This is a genomic window from Methanobacterium sp. (assembly GCA_012838205.1).
In the GTDB taxonomy this organism is placed as follows: Archaea; Methanobacteriota; Methanobacteria; order Methanobacteriales; family Methanobacteriaceae; genus Methanobacterium.
On record DUPR01000010.1, the window covers coordinates 25,493 to 42,186 of the forward strand.

The following is a 16,694-nucleotide window of genomic DNA, read 5'->3' on the forward strand; positions in this document are numbered from 1 at the left end:
CCACCTTTATTATGTCCACAGATAAATAAATAATCAAGAGATTTTTCATCCATATAAAGTTATATTAAAGTAATTGAGCAATATTAAAAATCCTAGGAAAATATTAGGAGAGCACTCTATGGGAAAAAGAATTGATCTGCATACTCACAGCATATTTAGTGATGGAGAACTCCTCCCATCAGAAATAGCACGCCGAGCATGTGTTTTAGGCCATGAAGCAATTGCTATTACAGATCACGTGGATGCTAGCAATCTTGATTGTGCTGGTAGAGTCATTAATGCGGTTTTAGACATAAGAGATAACTGGGACATTGAAGTTATCCCTGGAGCAGAAATTACCCATGCACCTGCCGAGATAATTCCCAAACTTGCTCGGAAGGCCAAAAAGTTAGGAGCAGAGATTATTGTGGTTCACGGTGAAACAATAGTGGAACCAGTAATTGAGGGTACCAACTGGAGTGCAGTAAACTGTCCTGATGTTGATGTATTAGCACATCCCGGGCTAATAACCCCTGAAGAAGCCCATGTTGCCAAAGACAATAACATAGTCCTGGAGATAAGTGCAAGAAAAGGTCACAGCCTGGGTAATGGGCATGTGGTACAGACTGCTCTAGAGGTGGGGGCAGATATGGTGGTTAACACAGACACCCATGCACCTGAAGACCTGATAACTTACCAAATGGCAGAAAAAATAGCATTAGGGGCAGGTTTACCTAAAAAAGAACTTAAAAAAGTCTTAAGAGACAACCCCCTCCGCATACTTGAAGAAAAAGGCATTCTCTAAATTGATCTTTTTTTTTATAACACATCGTATTCCACTATTAAATCTTCACCAAGCGTGTAACTTTTTTTAAACTTTAAACGGAATGCATCTTTCATATAATCCACTCCATCACCATCAGCCAATGTTTTAGCCTGACTTCCACCGGCAATCATCGGTGCGATACATAGTTTCACTTCACTTACCAATCCAGCTTGGAACATGGAATAGTTGAGAGTGGACCCTCCTTCCAGCATCAATGTTTTAATCCCTTTCTCACCTAACTTTTCCATTAAAGATTCTAAATCTACCTGTTTATCACCACAAATTATAACTTCAACAGTATCTTCTGCTTCCAACATTCTAACCCGTTTTACAGGTGCTTGAGTAGAAACTGCAATTATGGTGGGAGCTTCACTGTTGAGAATCCGATAATTGAGGGGTGTGCGGGCCTGGCTGTCAACCACTACCCTGATGGGATTATCATCTGGTTTTGAGGATATTTTATGAACAGATAAGCGAGGATCATCAGCCAAAACAGTGTTTATCCCCACCATTATAGCATCCATATCTTTACGGAGCTTGTGAACTCTTAATAAATCTTCCGGACCCGATATCTCTGAACTGCCAGTTTTGGTGGCTATTTTACCATCCAAGGTCATGGCCGCACTTAAGGTAACTTTAGGTTTAATCATAAACTCCCCCAGACAATTCCATTAAAACTTATTTATTTTATTTGGTGATAAATATTAGCTGTAACACAATAATACTAATCTAATGGTAACCACTTGATTATAGCCAATAGCTAGTTTGAAACTAATTTTATCTTATTATAAATTGAACTTGAGGTAGTTTATAATATTTATACTTAAATATGTAAACTCCCAATTCTAGAACAAGTAAATATTAATAAATAAAAAAAAGTGTTAATTTTAAAAAAAAGGCGAGTGTGACTGTGAGTGAAGATAGATACCAAAAAGGTCTTGAATATTTGGAAAAAATGAATCCTGATTCTTTCAAAGTATTGGAAAAAAATCTGGAAGATGTAGCTCCAGACATGGCACGCTATGTTGCTGAGTTTGCCTATGGAGATATTTATTGCCGGCCAGGTTTGGATTTTAAAACTAGGGAGTTAGTGACCATTGCCGCCATAACCACCTTGGGAAGTGCCCAAACCCAGCTAAAAAGCCATATACATGGTGCTCTAAATGTTGGCTGCACTCCACAGGAGATTATCGAAGTTATCATCCAAATGGCAGTTTATGCAGGTTTTCCGAAAGCATTAAATGGTTTGTTCTCTGCCAATGAAGTTTTCACTGAAAGAAAGGAAAAATTAGATGAATAACAAGAAAACTAGCTGTTGTTAGTACGAGCAGAATCTTAAAAACTAGTACTTAAGGATTTATTAAAATCCGAAAATTCGTCGGGCATTAGACTCTGTGATTTTGGAAACTTCTCCTATGGATCTGGACTTGACATGAGCAATGGTTTTTACGGTTTCTTTTACAAAGGCCGGCTCATTTCTCTGCCCCTTAAATGGTGATAAGTAGGGGCTGTCAGTTTCAGTGAGAAGAGATGATAAAGGAATTTCACTTACCAAATGTTGATGATGTTCACTGAAACATACAATGGTGGAAATTGATATAAAATATCCTTCATCCACTATTTTCTGTGCAGTTTCAAGCTCCCCACCATAACAGTGAAAAACAACTTGTGGGATGGAAGAATACTTTTTGACCATTTTAAGGGCTTGTTCTTCTGCATCACGGGCATGTATGACTAGAGGGATCTGGTATTCAACAGCCAATTTCAGAAAAGTTTCAAAAAGTTCTATCTGCCTATTTTTAGACATTTCATCATCCGAACGATAAAAATCAAGTCCTGTCTCGCCAAGGGCAACAGCATCATCAATATTAGATTCAATTTCAGTTAAAACTTGTTGTATTACAGAATTATCAGATTTAGATGCATTTAGAGGATGAAATCCGAGTGTAGGGTATAAGAAATTTTTATACTCCTCTGCCAGTTTAAGTGTGCGCCGGTTACCACCTAGGGAAGCTCCTGAATTCACTATTGCTTTGAGATTTTCCTTGGCGTTTTTCATTATCTCATGTCGATTTTTATTGTAGACCTTAAAATCAACATGGCAGTGGCTGTCAATCAAACCATATCACCCCATATATCAATTAATTCAAACACCAAATCTACGTTCCCTCTGCTGGTATGAACGTACAGCCCTAAGAAAATCAACTTTCCTTAGTTGTGGCCATAAACTATCACAGAAATAGAGTTCAGAGTAAGAAGACTGCCACAATAAAAAGCCACTGAGTCTTTCTTCACCACTAGTCCTGATGATTAGGTTTGGATCCTCCATTCCTGCTGTGTAAAGATTTTTATTAACCAAATTCTCATCAATATCTTCAGGACGTATTTTGCCATTTTCAACCTCATCGACTATCTTTTTTATAGCATCAACTATTTCCATACGCCCATCATAACCAATAGCAATATTAACTAACCTTTTATTGTAGTTAGCAGTTGATTCTTCAGCTAAACGAATGGCCTCCCGCACATCATCAGGCAAAAGTTCTAATTTACCTACTGCTTTTACTCTAACCTGGTTATCATGGATCTTTTTGTTACGGGCAATTCCCTCAAAATTCTCTTTAAACAGCCTCATAAGACCTTCAACTTCATTAGGTGGCCTATTAAAGTTTTCAGTTGAAAATGCGTAGGCTGTGACAATTTCAATACCTAAATCAACACACCAATCAAGCACACTTTCTAAAGTATTAATACCCTTCTTATGCCCGTCAACTGCGTCCATGTTTCCCTGGATTTTTGAAAAACGACGATTTCCATCCATGATAATAGCAATATGCTTTGGCATGTTCTCTGGCCGTAAGTTCCGGGATATGTACCATTCATAAAGTTTGTAAACGGGTTTTAGAATTGACATATTAGATTCCTGTTATTTATTTATAGTTAGATTAATTTTTAGATTTAGTTTAGAACATAGTTGAGGATGACCTTAGACTTGTAATACGTTTTTATCTAGTTAACCTTTTTTTGCCATATGGGATGTGGGGAATTATTCTTTTCTCAATTTTGCTAGTTTTTCTGCAAATTTAAGAGCCCGCAGGTATCCTTCTTCATTCTGAGATCTGGATGTGTCAATGAATATTTCTTTAATTCCCAGAGTAACTGCACCATAACTTTTCATAGAACCCATTAGAACAAGGCTGCGAAAGATCAAGTTTCCACATATACCATCTGGTGCCAGTATTAAATTAGCACCATCAGAAACAGCATCTTCAATTAGTATAAAGTAGTGTTTAACTGGATATTTATCCTTTGTGATCATTGTTAACTGTTCAGCTTCCCTTATGGAACTGTCGATCCTAGAACTTCGACCCCTATCCTGAGGTCTTCCTCCAGAAAGAACTGCAACCCGAGGTTTGAAACCGATATCTTCCAAAAATTGAACACCATTATCTATTATTTTCTCCTTCTTTTCCAGTGTGTCACCTTCATCAATACCCACCGGTGCAAGAAGAAATTTATGCCCATTTAATTCTAAAAAAGATGCCCTGGAAACTTCAGGATAGTATTCACGAATTTTTGACATGAAATGCGATGCACTAAGCGATCCCCGTACTGCGGCATCAACACTGCCAGTTATTAGTAAATCTAAAAGTTCATCTTCAGATTTAGTTAGGATTACTTCAAAGTCAACTTTCTGGGCGGCCTTAACAATGGCCAAGTTTTTGCCAACACCAACTGCAATTTTCATACTGGTTATATATTTTTTCTTTTAAACCTATTTATAATTGTAAATATTTAAAAAACAAATTTTAGTGATAAATCTTAGTAAATATCTTGTTGTTCCTTAATTTTTTCGTTTATTTAGTGAAATAATATTAAGTAACTCATAACTTTAATTGACAGACATTCCATCCAGTCCAGAATTAATATCTTATAAAATGTTAAAAAAAAGATTTGTAGAATAATTAAATTCATATCTCATTAAACCATTTTAGGGTATAAATAATTGATTTTATTAAATAGATATTAGTTTAACCAATTTATTTAAATAAAATAAGAATAATATTTGATAGTAAAGAGGATGGGAAAAAAGACTGTATTTGATAGTAAAGAGGATGGGATAAAAGACTGTTAGGAAGCTAATTCGTTTTAAAGGTGTTTAAATGGTTTCAGACCATGATAAAAACAATGAATATTTTGATTTTCCAGATACTCCTTATGGATACTTAGTGTGTACTTTCTGCAGAGGATATTACGAGTTACAAGAAGGTGAAAGCCCTGATGACTTTGATAGATGCGAATGTGGGAATGTGCTGGAATATCATAGTACCATGCCGTTCAATTCCCCAATTCATAACCCTAACCTCGATGGACCTGGAACAGTTCTGGGAAGTTACAGTGAAGACGCAAATACAAATTTCCAAGACGAATTAAACTCCCAGCACACTCAGATTCCAGATAATCGTCAGATTATTAACCAATTATCACAGCAAGGTACTGTGGCAGAAGAGACCATAGCAAATATCCAACAAGATACCAGAGAATTCTGGGATATTGTCGATCAATATAAACCCAACACTGGAGAGGATAACCAAACCACCTCATCCCAAGATGTTATAGAGATGGATCGCTTGATGATGCTTGTTGACGAGAGAAGAGCCATTGGAGAAAGTAGAAATTCATCCAAATTGAAGTCAATCGTTGGTAGAATGGAACCCGTCAACTTCTTAGGCGTTACAGTAGTACTGTTTATTATTGTTTTTATCTTATTTTTAGCCAATGAACTGTTCAACATAATTTAAGGCCTAATAATGCCTTTATTATGGCTAAAATAAGTGTTTAATAAAAATTTAAAAAAAGTTTATATTTTCTTTTCAGCAGTTAAAACAGCATCTGACATTGCTTCTAACGTTACTTCAATATCATCCAATGAATGGGCTTTAGATATGAAGCAGCATTCAAATTGGGATGGCATGACAAAAACATCAGCACTAAGTAGGCTATGGAAATATTGGGCAAATTTATCAGTGTCCGCTGTTTTTGCCTGTGAATAGTCCCATACCTCACTAGGGGTGAAGTACAACTGAAACATGGATGATAATCCAACTACCTGATATTCAAGAGAAAGATCGTGGAGTATGTCCTGAAGACCCCGACGCATTTTAAGACCTTTTTTTTCTGATTCCTGATAAAATTTCCGGTCAAGGTGTTTTAAAGTTTCCAGACCCGCTGTGATTGAAATAGGGTTTCCATTAAATGTGCCTGCTTGATAAACATCTCCTAAAGGAGCTATCCTTTCCATAAATTCTTTCTTACCAGCTAACGCCCCCATGGGAAATCCTCCCCCCAGTATCTTCCCTAAAGTTACCAAGTCTGGAGTAACACCAAAATATTCCTGAGCCCCACCAGCATCTATTCTAAAACCAGTTATAACCTCATCAAAAATTAGTATAACATTATTCTCACTAGTTATTTTTCTTAAAAATTCCAAGTAACCTTTTTTAGGAGGTATGCATCCCACGTTTCCCATAACTGGTTCAAGAATAATAGCTGCCAAATCCTCACTTTCTCGGTTGAAAAGGTCAGAAACAGCTTCTTTATTGTTGAACGGGATTAAAATTGTGTTTTCGGTTGTTTCTTCTGGCACTCCTGGAGAGTCTGGTAAACCTATTGCACCAGAACCAGATTTAACCAAAACATAATCATGTGCTCCGTGATATGCTCCTTCAAACTTCACAATCTTTTTTTTACCAGTAACTGCTCGAGCCAAACGAATAGCACTCATAGTAGCTTCTGTTCCTGAATTAACAAAACGAACCATTTCAGCACAGGGAATGCGTTTTATAACCTCTTTTGCCAGTTTTATTTCATTTTCAGTTGGCACTCCATAAGCTGAACCTTTGAGGAGCTGTTTTTTAACTGCATCCACTACCGGAGGATAAGCATGACCTAAAACCAGAGGCCCGTAAGCCAGACAATAATCAATGTAACTATTCCCATCTACACTGAAAAGACGGGACCCTTCAGCTTTACTTGCAAAAAATGGATACGGCTTAAAAGCCCTTACTGGGGAATTAACTCCCCCTGGAAGATAATTTTTAGCATATGCAAATAATTCCTCAGATTTCATGTCATTCACTCCTTATAATATTAATTAAAGAATTTACAGCAGCAACAGCCACTGGAGTTCCACCTTTAGGACCTTCAGTGACCAAGTAGGGGATTGAAGTTTCTTGAAGTGCTTGTTTAGATTCTGCAGCACCAACAAAACCTACGGGAACTCCAATAACTGATTTTACATCCATTGAACCCGAATTTACAAGTTCAATCACTTTCCATAAGGCAGTGGGTGCGTTACCAATAACTACAACACCATCAAAGCCATTCAATGCTGCTAATTCCATAGCTGCTGCGGCTCTAGTGATTTCCTTCTTTTTAGCGAGTTTGATTGTTAATTCATCACCAATATAGCATCTAATATTACCTTTATATTTATTTATGCCTGTTTTAACCATGTTTATGTCTGTTAAGATTTCTTTTCCATTATAAATCGCTTCAAGGCTTTTTTCAACGAAATTTGAGCTCATTCGAGTGATATCCGCATACTCGGTATCAGCTGTGGAATGCACAATTCTTTCCACTATTGATCTTTCTTCCGGAGTTAAATCTTTTGTTTTTGAATCAATCAGGGATTTGACGATTTTTCTACTTTTTTCTGCAATTTCATATCCCTGCTTTGTAGATGCACCCATAGACATGGTTTTATACCTCGAATCTACTTGATTAACATTTTTTTTATTGATAAATCTTTTTTTATTTAAATTAAATCTTAGTTTTGAAAAATATTAGTTCGTTAGTTCCAATTTTATTATAATTAGGTTTATTTTTTTTGTCCTTATTTAAGTAGTTGTGATGTGGATTTGCTAAAAAATTTTTAGCTATTATGTAACGTGAAAATCCTTTTACAATTTTTAGCTGTTATAATAAAATGAATAAATGGATATGCTAATAGTTCGTTGTAATTTAAAATATAAATAATTGTAAGATTATGAATTAATATTAAATAGAGATTTTTTTTGTAGTGGAGGTATAAAAAAAATGACAAATGAAGTGAAAGGACAAGTAATGCAAACAATTGCCACATTGTTGACTACCGCCTTTGGGTTGATTGCTGCTTTGGCATGGAATGAAGCAATTAAGTCACTTATTACAACATTTGTTGGAAAAGGAAGCGATCTAATTGGCCTGTTTATATATGCAATTATAATTACCATTATAGCTGTTGTCGCTACCTTACTGATTGCCAGAGCCATACCTGTGCCTGAAGAAGTCCAACTTGTTAAAATCGTGGAGTAAACTAAAAAAGAATACTTATTAGATCACTTTTTTAGGCATATTTTTTTCTTCTTTTTTTTGTTTCACTTAAAAATTGGATGCGAACACCAATATCTATTAAAAAAAGAATAATCCAAGGACAAATCTGACTATTCTAGTAAAATTATCCTAGTATTAGCAATGTCATCTAAATATCGTCGTTTATTTGCCTTTGCACCTATAAATCCAATTGTAACATCAATTAACAATGGAATCCATAGGAATTTGGAGAGGTTTCTCATTAATGCTGTTTGGTAATTCATATCCCCCTGGATAGCTTGAACTTTCAGCTTCATCAAACCTTTACCCAAGGTTGTGGACCATTTCCCCTCCATTAATGTGAAATAGGCTAGGGTAATAAATCCCCATAGTATAAACCAGAAATTAAAAACAAAGTAAAGATTAGTCAATGCAATTAATGGGTATAAAATGGCAGTTAATGCCCACATAAATAGAGTGATAAAAATTACATCAATAATTAAAGCCACTGCTCTCTTACCCCAAAATTCTTGCATTAACATCACCTATTATTTCTATTTCCTAGTTTAATATGCAATTAACTATTACTTAATTAATATTTAACATACTCGAGGTACTGGATCTGCTATTGGTGCCTCCAGTATTCTTTTACCACCCATTGCTGTTTCTAGGATCACGTGTTTATCCTCAGTTACCTCACCAATGATCTGGGCTTGGTCACCATATTTTCTTTTTCTGATGGCTTCCAGGATTTCATCGGCTTTTTCTGGTTGGACACTCATTATGACTTTACCTTCATTTGCAACTTCAAATGGATCTATTCCCAGCATCTCTGATGCGGCATGCACTTCTCTTTTAACTGGTATCTTTTCCTCATGAAGGAACATTCCCAAACCAGATTTAGAGGTCATTTCATTAAGTGCATTGGCAATCCCGCCACGCGTGGGGTCCTTCATAGCATGAACCCCCCCAATGTCCAGTGCGGTTTTCACTATATCCCATACCGGAGCTACATCAGATTTAAGGTCTGTTTCGAAGCCAAATCCTTCACGGTAGCTCATCAGAGAAATACCATGGTCTCCCACACTTCCAGATAGTATGATTTTATCTCCTATTTCCAGTCCAGAATCAGGGGTGATTGCACCTTTAGGGGCTATGCCTATACCAGTGGTGCAGATGATAATTTTATCTAATTTATCATTTTCCATTACCTTGGTATCGCCAGTTACAATAGACACACCGGTTTCTTGGCACACTTCATCCATAGATTTTATTATACGTTCTAATTCATCCCCACTGAATCCTTCACTTATGATCATGGCATTGGCTATGGCTAATGGTCGTGCTCCCATTACTGAAACATCATTCACTGTGCCAGCTATAGAAATTCTGCCAATATCCCCCCCTGGAAAGAATAATGGATCTATAGTGTGACTATCAGTGCTGATTACAATTTCATGCTCTCCCAGTGGGATGGTTGCACCATCATCCAAATTTTCCAGGCCCACTCCACCATTTACTCGCTTGTTTTTAATATTGCCCAGTATCATATCCGAAATGAGGCTTTGCATTATTTCTCCGCCAGCCCCATGTGACATTCCTATTTTCATGAATTCACCAGTTTTAAATCAATTCAATATATAATATATTACATTTAAGACCATTTTAAAGTCATTCAAATGTGATATAAATAATATAATAATAACTCCGCTTGTTGTGAATTGGGATCTTACGATATTTAAATATACCCATCTAATTAATATGACCAGGATAAGTAGTTTAATAAACCCAAAAAGTCTGAAAATATCTTTAAAACAGCAATAGTTTAAGATTTCATCTCAAAATAATTTTTTTTGGGAATTGATTCGGATTAAAACCGTTCTTCATATTTTAACTCTTTGAAGACTATTTTAAATTTAGTTCCACCATTTCTTTCTAGTTCAACTGTACCTTCCAATTGATTGACCAGACTATCAACCAGTACCAATCCTAGGGTTTCTGTTTTTTCAAAGTTAAGATTGGGCGGAATACCCACCCCATTGTCACTGATAATTAGATGGTAAAATCCATCAATTTCATACATTTCAATTCTAAATTCACCTTCCATTTGGTTGGGGAAAGCATATTTAAGAGTGTTAGTCACAAGTTCACTGATAATCAGGCCACAGGGAATGGCAGTTTCCAGTCCCAACATTATCTCATCAAATATCATCTTCTTTTTGATCCGCCTTGAATATGAGCCATAAGAAGAAAAAAGATCATCCACTAGACTTGTGATGTAGTCTCCGAAGTTAATTTCTGAAAAATTTTGTGTTTGATAAAGTTTTTCATGAATCATAGCCATTGATTTAACTCTATTCTGGCTTTCCAGTAGAACATTACCTGCTTCTTCATCATGGACATACTGTTTTTGCAGGTTCAGTAGGCTTGAGATAATTTGCATATTATTTTTAACCCGATGATGTATCTCACGGATTAAGACTTCTTTTTCTTTAATGGAAGATTTGAGTGCGTTTTCAAATTCTTTACGCTCAGTAATGTCACGGGCCACCATTACAATATAGTCATCATCACTAAAACACACCAAACTAATGTTGATCTCCACGTTTATCAGGGAATTATCCTGCCTTTTTAGGAATGTTTCTACTGTGAGGCGGTTTTTAAATTGCCTACCCTCAACTAAATTATCAATAATATGTTTCATGCCTTCGATTTCACCAGGACTAATAATATCTTGAACAGACATTTCAGACAATTTCTGAGGAGAATATCCCAGTTGTTCGCATGCTGAATTGTTAAAATCGGCAAATTTACCCGAAGAAACTTCTGAAAGAAAAATAGCATCGTTAGTTTCATCTAATAATGCCCTGAATCGTTCCAACTCAGAAATACGTTGTTGTAGTTCAGGGTAATAACTTTTTCTAATTGATTGTTCCCCTAACCCTATTATTTTCTCGCGTATGGAATCCCAATTATTTTCATTATCAGAGCGCATTTCTAAATATCTCCTCAACATCGCTCTGTGTTGGTTTTCTAGGGTTAGTGATGATGCAAGCATCATTCATGGCTTTTCTTGCCAGTTCAGGAATATCCTCAGGGGTGACTCCGGTGTGTTTAAGAGTATAAGTTACATCAGCCTGGGATTTTAAATCTTTTATTCGGCTGAGGATAACTTTTTTAGCATTATAATCACTCATACCATCAAGTTCCAGCCCTAAAGCTTTGCCTATCTTCCTGTATTTCTGGATTTCTGAGTCAAAATTGAAATCAAGCACATGATCCAGTAGCAGGGCGTTGCATTCCCCATGAGGTAAATCTAAAAATCCGCCTAAACTATGGGCCATTGCATGTATCAATCCCAAACTTGCATTTGAAAAGGCTAATCCAGCATGGAGACTGCTTAACATCATCTTTCCCCTTAAATTAATGTTCTTAAGATCATTACTGGTGGGTATGATGTTTTGTGATACTAAACGTATGGCTTCCAGTGCATGTAAATCAGTTATTGGTGAACTGGCATTTGAGGCAAATGCTTCAACTGCGTGGCTTAAAACATCAAAACCAGTGCATATGGTCAGTGATTTGTCCATGGTGAGTGTTGTTTCTGGATCAATAAGGGCAACATCAGGAACTACAGTTTTACTGACTATGGCCATCTTCAATTTCCGATCATTATCAGTGATTATGGCAAATTGAGACACATCTGCAGCACTTCCTGCAGTTGTTGGAATGCAGATCAGTGGAGGTGAAGGAATCAGAACTTTATCCACACCTTCAAATTCACGCACCTCCTTATGATTAGAACTGACAATCCCTATGGCCTTCGCACAATCCATAGGACTTCCCCCACCCACTGCTACAATAAAATTGCAGTTTTTGTCAAGATAAAATTTGGAACCTTCTGTAACTTGTTGGACTGTGGGATTTGGTTTAATGTTAGAATATATCTCATAATCAATTCCTTCATCTTTCAAAGCTTCAAAAACAGGATCAACTAATCCTGCAGCCATTACATCATGGTCAGTGACAATTAACACTTTGCGTGCACCGAAATTTTTAGCATAACGTCCCACCAGCAATCTGGCACCAGAACCAAAGATGAATTCAGGAGCCACAAATTTCCGTAATTCTAGAGCATTATTCATGATATCTCTCACAATACCTGATATTTTTAATTTGAATAATTATATCTGATAAGCTTAAATTCTGATTTTACACTTACTGAATCTGATTTTCATATAATAGATTTAATTATTCACTTACTAATATTTTTTACATATCTTTTTTTTAAAAAATATCACAATAAACTGTGTTTTGAAGCAGATAATTTTAACAAAAACCCATCCAGTAAAATCGTGTTAAATATGATAATTATTTGAGGATTAAGTGTGGGAATTATAATATCTTCCAATGCAGCATTTCATACTCGGGTAGGGGAAGGTTAATATCATACTTTTATTCCATTTCAAATCAAACTCCTATTGTGTTCATACTCAAATAGGGGAAAGGTTAATATATCATACACATTAAAACCATAACATCTGGAGTTGAAGACTCAGGAAGACTTTTTTACGCTCCAAGGAATTATTCAATAAAGAATTTCCATGATTTTTTTGATAAAATAGATTGGAATAAATTTCAAATTAGGATAATAGAGGTGAATTTAATGGCGATATGGCAAGGAACATCCGTGAGAAAACCAAGTGGTGCGCGGGCGAAAAGTAATCGTAACAAAAGGAAAAAGGAATTTGGCAGACAAGCTGCTGAAACCAAAATCGGAGACCGGAAAATTAAAACAATCAGAACCAAAGGTGGTAACGAAAAAATCCGGCTCACCAATGAACAGAAAATTAACGTAGTCAACCCTAAAACCCAAAAGGTTGACTTGGCCGATATAATACGTGTAGTGGAAAACAATGCCAATGCTCACTTTGTGAGAAGAAACATCATCACTAAAGGGGCAGTCCTAGAAACCAGTGCAGGTAAAGTTAAGGTGACCTCACGACCTGGACAAGATGGTATAATTAATGGAATAATCGTTGAATAATATTTAAGTTATTTGCATACAGAACTATTTGTATGCAAATTCTACTATTTCTCAAAATACACCAAAACATCACTTGAAAGTCCTTAACTAAAAATTCCATTAAAATTGGTGTGTATTTGCAAAAAGAAATTAAAGAAAAGGTTGACCAGTTCCTGGATTCAGTCAACCATGAACTTCCCCCGGGAATGGAACTGGAATTTGAAGGATTCTATGAAAGGGGCTTTTTTGTCACTAAAAAAAGGTACGCCCTGATACAAGAGGGTAAAATTGTGGTTAAAGGGTTGGAGCTAGTTAGGAGAGATTGGGCTCCGGTAGCTAAAAAAACTCAGGAAAAAGTGATGATGGCCATCCTAAAAGATGCATCACCAGAAAAAGCAGCCAAGATCATTAAGGATGTTATCATCCGTATAAAGAATGGTGAAATACCCCTTGAAGATCTGGTAATTCACACCCAACTAACCAAAAATCCGGATAAGTATAAACAAAAAGCTCCACATGTACTGGCTGCAAAAAAAGCCATTGCAAAGGGGCGGAAGGTAGGGCGTGGATCCATAATCCGATACATAGTAGTTAAAGGTAAAGGACCCATAAGCCAGCGTGCAGAACCATTGGAAGATGCAGATGTGGCAAACTATGACCCATCCTATTACATTGACAACCAAGTTCTGCCTGCAATTTCCAGGATAATTGATAGTCTTGGTTATTCTCAGGAAGAAATGGTTCACAAACAAAAACAAAGTAGTTTAGATGCTTTTTTATGATTAAAACTAAAATTCAACCATACTACAGCTGTACTTGGCTAAATCATCAGTCCCCAATTATTATTTATAGTATTGTTATTTAATGTTGGAAATATAAAATACTAAAATGAAAAGTTTTTCATCCAAATTATAATTTGTGCCAAAGAAGAAATAGATTATAAATGGATAAGATCAATGCCTTGATGATCCCCTTAAAAAAAAAATAATATTGCCTATGAAAACTAAAAAAAATGTGTTAATGGTTTAATCTGATTATTTGTGATAATATTCTTAAAATAGATGGATACTCCCGTTATAAGATTACATGAAATGTATTAAAAAAAATGGAATAGGCAGATAAAAATGATCAAAGCTGTTTTTTTCGATATTGATGATACCTTGTATGACACTTCTGGTTTTGCTGAACTGGCACGGAAAGCAGCCCTCAGAACAATGATCGATGCTGGTCTGCCATTATCCCATAAGGAATCCTATTTACTTCTCAGGGAAATTGTTAAAGAGAAAGGATCCAACTATGATAAACATTTCAATGTATTAACCAGAAGAGTTTATGGGGAGGAAAAACCGTTACTCATTGCTCTGGGAATGATCACCTACCATAACGTGAAATTTGCTTTATTAAGACTTTTCCCAGGCACGGTGGCTACTCTTATGCATCTTAAAAAAAATGATTACCAGTTAGGAGTGATCTCCAATGGATTGACCATTAAACAATGGGAAAAGCTCATCAGACTGGGGCTTTACCATTTTTTCGATGATGTGGTCACATCTCAGGAGGCTGGGTCTGAAAAACCGGACTATGAAATATTCCAGATGGCACTGGACCGTATGGGATGCCAAGCCAACAAATCAGTTATGGTGGGGAACAAATTCAGTGAAGACATCTTAGGTGCGACAAATGCTGGGATGTCAGCCATACTAGTTAACTCTCAACTTTCTGCTGATGAAAAAGAGCTGATTAAAACAGAAGATCTCGATGTTAAAGTGGTGTCAGACATCAGCCAGGTGAAAAATTTACTTTAATATAGTTTATGAGAAAAAATTTGTGGGTGAAAAGAGATTTGGTGATTGAATGAGTTATTATCATGATGAGAAGATGGAAAAAATTTTCAAAGCCCTGAAACAGCCGAAAAATTTAGATGATTTGGAGCTTTCTGAAAGCTTTGTGGAGGGTTTATTACTAAAAGTAATTGCCAGTTATGGAACAGTGAAAACAAGTACCATTAATGAATTAACTGGAATCCATTGGGATATTCTTGAGAAACATTTAAGCAAGATGGAAAAAAGTGGTTTTTGTGCCCCGGTTAGTGGAGGGTTCTTGTTTTCAAGTGTTGAGTACACCATAACTATGAAAGGACGGGAAAAATCTAAGAGTATTTCTGAGGACAATCCCTATGTTGGTATGGCCCCGGTTCCTTATGATGAGTATTTTCAGATCATGAAGCTTCAGATGAACCATCGACACCCCCTTAAAATACCATCTGAAGTGGTGCATGACACCTTCAATGAAGTGGTGGGTGTTGAATATGCTAAAGAAGCCCTGATAGAATCTTCCATTATTAGTAAGGGTGTTTTTGTTTACGGACCACCAGGAACTGGTAAAACTTTTATTATCAGTACCATGCCCCGATTACTACCACCACTGGTAATCCCCAAGTACATAGAATTTGGTGGGAAAATCATACAACTCTACGACCCTGATTTCCATAAAATGTGCAAAGAACAACCTGATGATCCTCGTTGGGTTAAAATTTACGCCCCATTCGTATTAACAGGGGCTGAACTGAGTTTGAACCAGTTGGAAACGAATTATGATCCGAATAAGGGGGTTTATGAAACTTCTCCGCAAATTAAGGCTAACGGTGGTGTGTTGCTTATTGATGATTTGGGAAGGCAGCGTGATGATCATGAACTTATCCTAAACCGTTTAATTGTGCCTATGGAAAATAAAGAAGACGTGGTTTATGTGCGTGGTGTTCCGGTTATTCTGCAAACCCATTTCATCCCTGCCTTTTCCACTAACTTGGATATTAGTATTATGGATGAAGCTCACCTTCGACGTGCCCCACTCCATATTTTCCTTAAAAATCCTGAGATTGATGAAGTGGAAGAAGTTTTCCGGAGAAACTTGGTTAAGCTGGGTGAAACCTATGAGTCTGAAGCAATGGAAAGGTTTAAAAAAGTTTATATCTCCACGAGAAATGGTGGGGAGGGTTTGCAGCCTAGTTTTGCCCATTCAAGGGATTTGGCTCAGATATGTCAGGCTGTGCGTATTAACTTGAAAAAGGATACTATTGATGTTGAAGTTATGGAAAATGCTCTGGATAAGCACGTTCTTATAGTGTTGCAGAGGATGAATATTGACATTGCCCAGATTGCCCATAAGACCCGTTCTTTCCGGGTGAAGACTAGTGATATGGAGAAGGCTTTTGATGTTTTATCCCATTATGGTGCTAGTGCTTTGTCCCGGGAAAATGGTTCCATTCTTTTTGATGTTGATGAAAGTACCAGTCCGACTGAAATAGCAGAATATTTGCAGGATAAAGATGTTAAGGTTGAAAAAATAGAGTTGATAGCCGAATCAGAGAAAGAACTCCGAAGAACTCTGTTAAACTGGTAATAAATATAAAAGTAGGCCCCCCAACACAGCCAGATTCTAATTAATGGTGAGGAGGCCTGCAGCAAACTTTTTCTTCTTTTTTATCTGGTTTAGTGTGAATTATGATTT

At 36.5% G+C, this 16,694-nt stretch carries 18 protein-coding genes; 8 read left to right on the plus strand and 10 right to left on the minus strand.

The window, feature by feature from the left end; all coding sequences use genetic code 11:
- Nucleotides 1-118: 118 nt before the first annotated feature.
- Nucleotides 119-784 (plus strand): histidinol phosphate phosphatase domain-containing protein, encoded by a 666-nt coding sequence (locus GXZ72_01315; protein HHT18193.1) that lies wholly within the window; start codon nucleotides 119-121, stop codon nucleotides 782-784.
- Nucleotides 785-798: 14 nt separating this feature from the next.
- Here GXZ72_01315 and GXZ72_01320 read toward each other — a convergent pair whose 3' ends face one another.
- Nucleotides 799-1,452: a 2,5-diamino-6-(ribosylamino)-4(3H)-pyrimidinone 5'-phosphate reductase gene (locus tag GXZ72_01320; protein ID HHT18194.1), complete on the minus strand. Its 654-nt coding sequence runs from the start codon at nucleotides 1,450-1,452 to the stop codon at nucleotides 799-801.
- Nucleotides 1,453-1,715: 263 nt separating this feature from the next.
- On the opposite strand from GXZ72_01320, the gene GXZ72_01325 reads away from it, so the two are divergent.
- Entirely contained in the window at nucleotides 1,716-2,105 is a 390-nt protein-coding gene (locus GXZ72_01325; protein ID HHT18195.1) for a carboxymuconolactone decarboxylase family protein, read from the plus strand.
- Between the two features lie 60 nt (nucleotides 2,106-2,165).
- On the opposite strand, the gene GXZ72_01330 is transcribed toward GXZ72_01325, so the two are convergent.
- The 3 genes from GXZ72_01330 to mtxX all read right to left on the minus strand — a co-directional run bounded on the left by GXZ72_01330 (nucleotide 2,166) and on the right by mtxX (nucleotide 4,553).
- Complete coding sequence (locus tag GXZ72_01330) at nucleotides 2,166-2,924, minus strand: TatD family hydrolase (GenBank protein HHT18196.1); 759 nt, start codon at nucleotides 2,922-2,924, stop codon at nucleotides 2,166-2,168.
- Between the two features lie 27 nt (nucleotides 2,925-2,951).
- Nucleotides 2,952-3,719, minus strand: a complete 768-nt coding sequence (uppS, locus tag GXZ72_01335) for a di-trans,poly-cis-decaprenylcistransferase (protein ID HHT18197.1) — start codon at nucleotides 3,717-3,719, stop codon at nucleotides 2,952-2,954.
- Between the two features lie 132 nt (nucleotides 3,720-3,851).
- The gene (mtxX, locus tag GXZ72_01340) at nucleotides 3,852-4,553 is read right to left on the minus strand and encodes a methanogenesis marker protein Mmp4/MtxX (GenBank protein ID HHT18198.1); all 702 of its coding nucleotides are present in this window, start codon (nucleotides 4,551-4,553) and stop codon (nucleotides 3,852-3,854) included.
- A 415-nt stretch (nucleotides 4,554-4,968) separates the two neighbouring features.
- Between mtxX and GXZ72_01345 the strand changes: the two genes are divergently transcribed.
- Complete coding sequence (locus GXZ72_01345; protein HHT18199.1) at nucleotides 4,969-5,607, plus strand: hypothetical protein; 639 nt, start codon at nucleotides 4,969-4,971, stop codon at nucleotides 5,605-5,607.
- A 59-nt stretch (nucleotides 5,608-5,666) separates the two neighbouring features.
- On the opposite strand, the gene hemL is transcribed toward GXZ72_01345, so the two are convergent.
- Complete coding sequence (gene hemL / locus GXZ72_01350; GenBank protein HHT18200.1) at nucleotides 5,667-6,935, minus strand: glutamate-1-semialdehyde 2,1-aminomutase; 1,269 nt, start codon at nucleotides 6,933-6,935, stop codon at nucleotides 5,667-5,669.
- Nucleotide 6,936: 1 nt separating this feature from the next.
- Nucleotides 6,937-7,563, minus strand: a complete 627-nt coding sequence (locus GXZ72_01355; protein ID HHT18201.1) for a cobalt-precorrin-8 methylmutase — start codon at nucleotides 7,561-7,563, stop codon at nucleotides 6,937-6,939.
- Between the two features lie 331 nt (nucleotides 7,564-7,894).
- Between GXZ72_01355 and GXZ72_01360 the strand changes: the two genes are divergently transcribed.
- Nucleotides 7,895-8,161: a hypothetical protein gene (locus GXZ72_01360; GenBank protein ID HHT18202.1), complete on the plus strand. Its 267-nt coding sequence runs from the start codon at nucleotides 7,895-7,897 to the stop codon at nucleotides 8,159-8,161.
- 128 nt (nucleotides 8,162-8,289) lie between these two features.
- Here GXZ72_01360 and GXZ72_01365 read toward each other — a convergent pair whose 3' ends face one another.
- The 4 genes from GXZ72_01365 to GXZ72_01380 form a co-directional block, all read right to left on the minus strand.
- Nucleotides 8,290-8,694, minus strand: a complete 405-nt coding sequence (locus GXZ72_01365; protein HHT18203.1) for an RDD family protein — start codon at nucleotides 8,692-8,694, stop codon at nucleotides 8,290-8,292.
- A gap of 63 nt (nucleotides 8,695-8,757) precedes the next feature.
- The gene (gene hypE, locus GXZ72_01370; GenBank protein HHT18204.1) at nucleotides 8,758-9,768 is read right to left on the minus strand and encodes a hydrogenase expression/formation protein HypE; all 1,011 of its coding nucleotides are present in this window, start codon (nucleotides 9,766-9,768) and stop codon (nucleotides 8,758-8,760) included.
- A 260-nt stretch (nucleotides 9,769-10,028) separates the two neighbouring features.
- Nucleotides 10,029-11,153: a PAS domain S-box protein gene (locus GXZ72_01375; GenBank protein ID HHT18205.1), complete on the minus strand. Its 1,125-nt coding sequence runs from the start codon at nucleotides 11,151-11,153 to the stop codon at nucleotides 10,029-10,031.
- The gene (locus GXZ72_01380; protein ID HHT18206.1) at nucleotides 11,143-12,303 is read right to left on the minus strand and encodes an iron-containing alcohol dehydrogenase; all 1,161 of its coding nucleotides are present in this window, start codon (nucleotides 12,301-12,303) and stop codon (nucleotides 11,143-11,145) included. The genes GXZ72_01375 and GXZ72_01380 overlap by 11 nt, the downstream gene beginning before the upstream one ends.
- A 521-nt stretch (nucleotides 12,304-12,824) precedes the next feature.
- On the opposite strand from GXZ72_01380, the gene GXZ72_01385 reads away from it, so the two are divergent.
- The 4 genes from GXZ72_01385 (at nucleotide 12,825) to GXZ72_01400 (ending at nucleotide 16,586) form a co-directional block, all read left to right on the plus strand.
- Nucleotides 12,825-13,205 carry a 30S ribosomal protein S8e gene (locus GXZ72_01385; protein HHT18207.1) on the plus strand — a complete coding sequence of 127 codons (381 nt, stop codon included), beginning with the start codon at nucleotides 12,825-12,827 and terminating at the stop codon, nucleotides 13,203-13,205.
- Between the two features lie 116 nt (nucleotides 13,206-13,321).
- The gene (locus GXZ72_01390; GenBank protein ID HHT18208.1) at nucleotides 13,322-13,966 is read left to right on the plus strand and encodes a hypothetical protein; all 645 of its coding nucleotides are present in this window, start codon (nucleotides 13,322-13,324) and stop codon (nucleotides 13,964-13,966) included.
- Nucleotides 13,967-14,308: 342 nt separating this feature from the next.
- Nucleotides 14,309-14,989: a TIGR02253 family HAD-type hydrolase gene (locus GXZ72_01395; protein HHT18209.1), complete on the plus strand. Its 681-nt coding sequence runs from the start codon at nucleotides 14,309-14,311 to the stop codon at nucleotides 14,987-14,989.
- A gap of 49 nt (nucleotides 14,990-15,038) precedes the next feature.
- Nucleotides 15,039-16,586: an ATP-binding protein gene (locus tag GXZ72_01400; GenBank protein ID HHT18210.1), complete on the plus strand. Its 1,548-nt coding sequence runs from the start codon at nucleotides 15,039-15,041 to the stop codon at nucleotides 16,584-16,586.
- The last annotated feature ends 108 nt before the right edge of the window (nucleotides 16,587-16,694 follow it).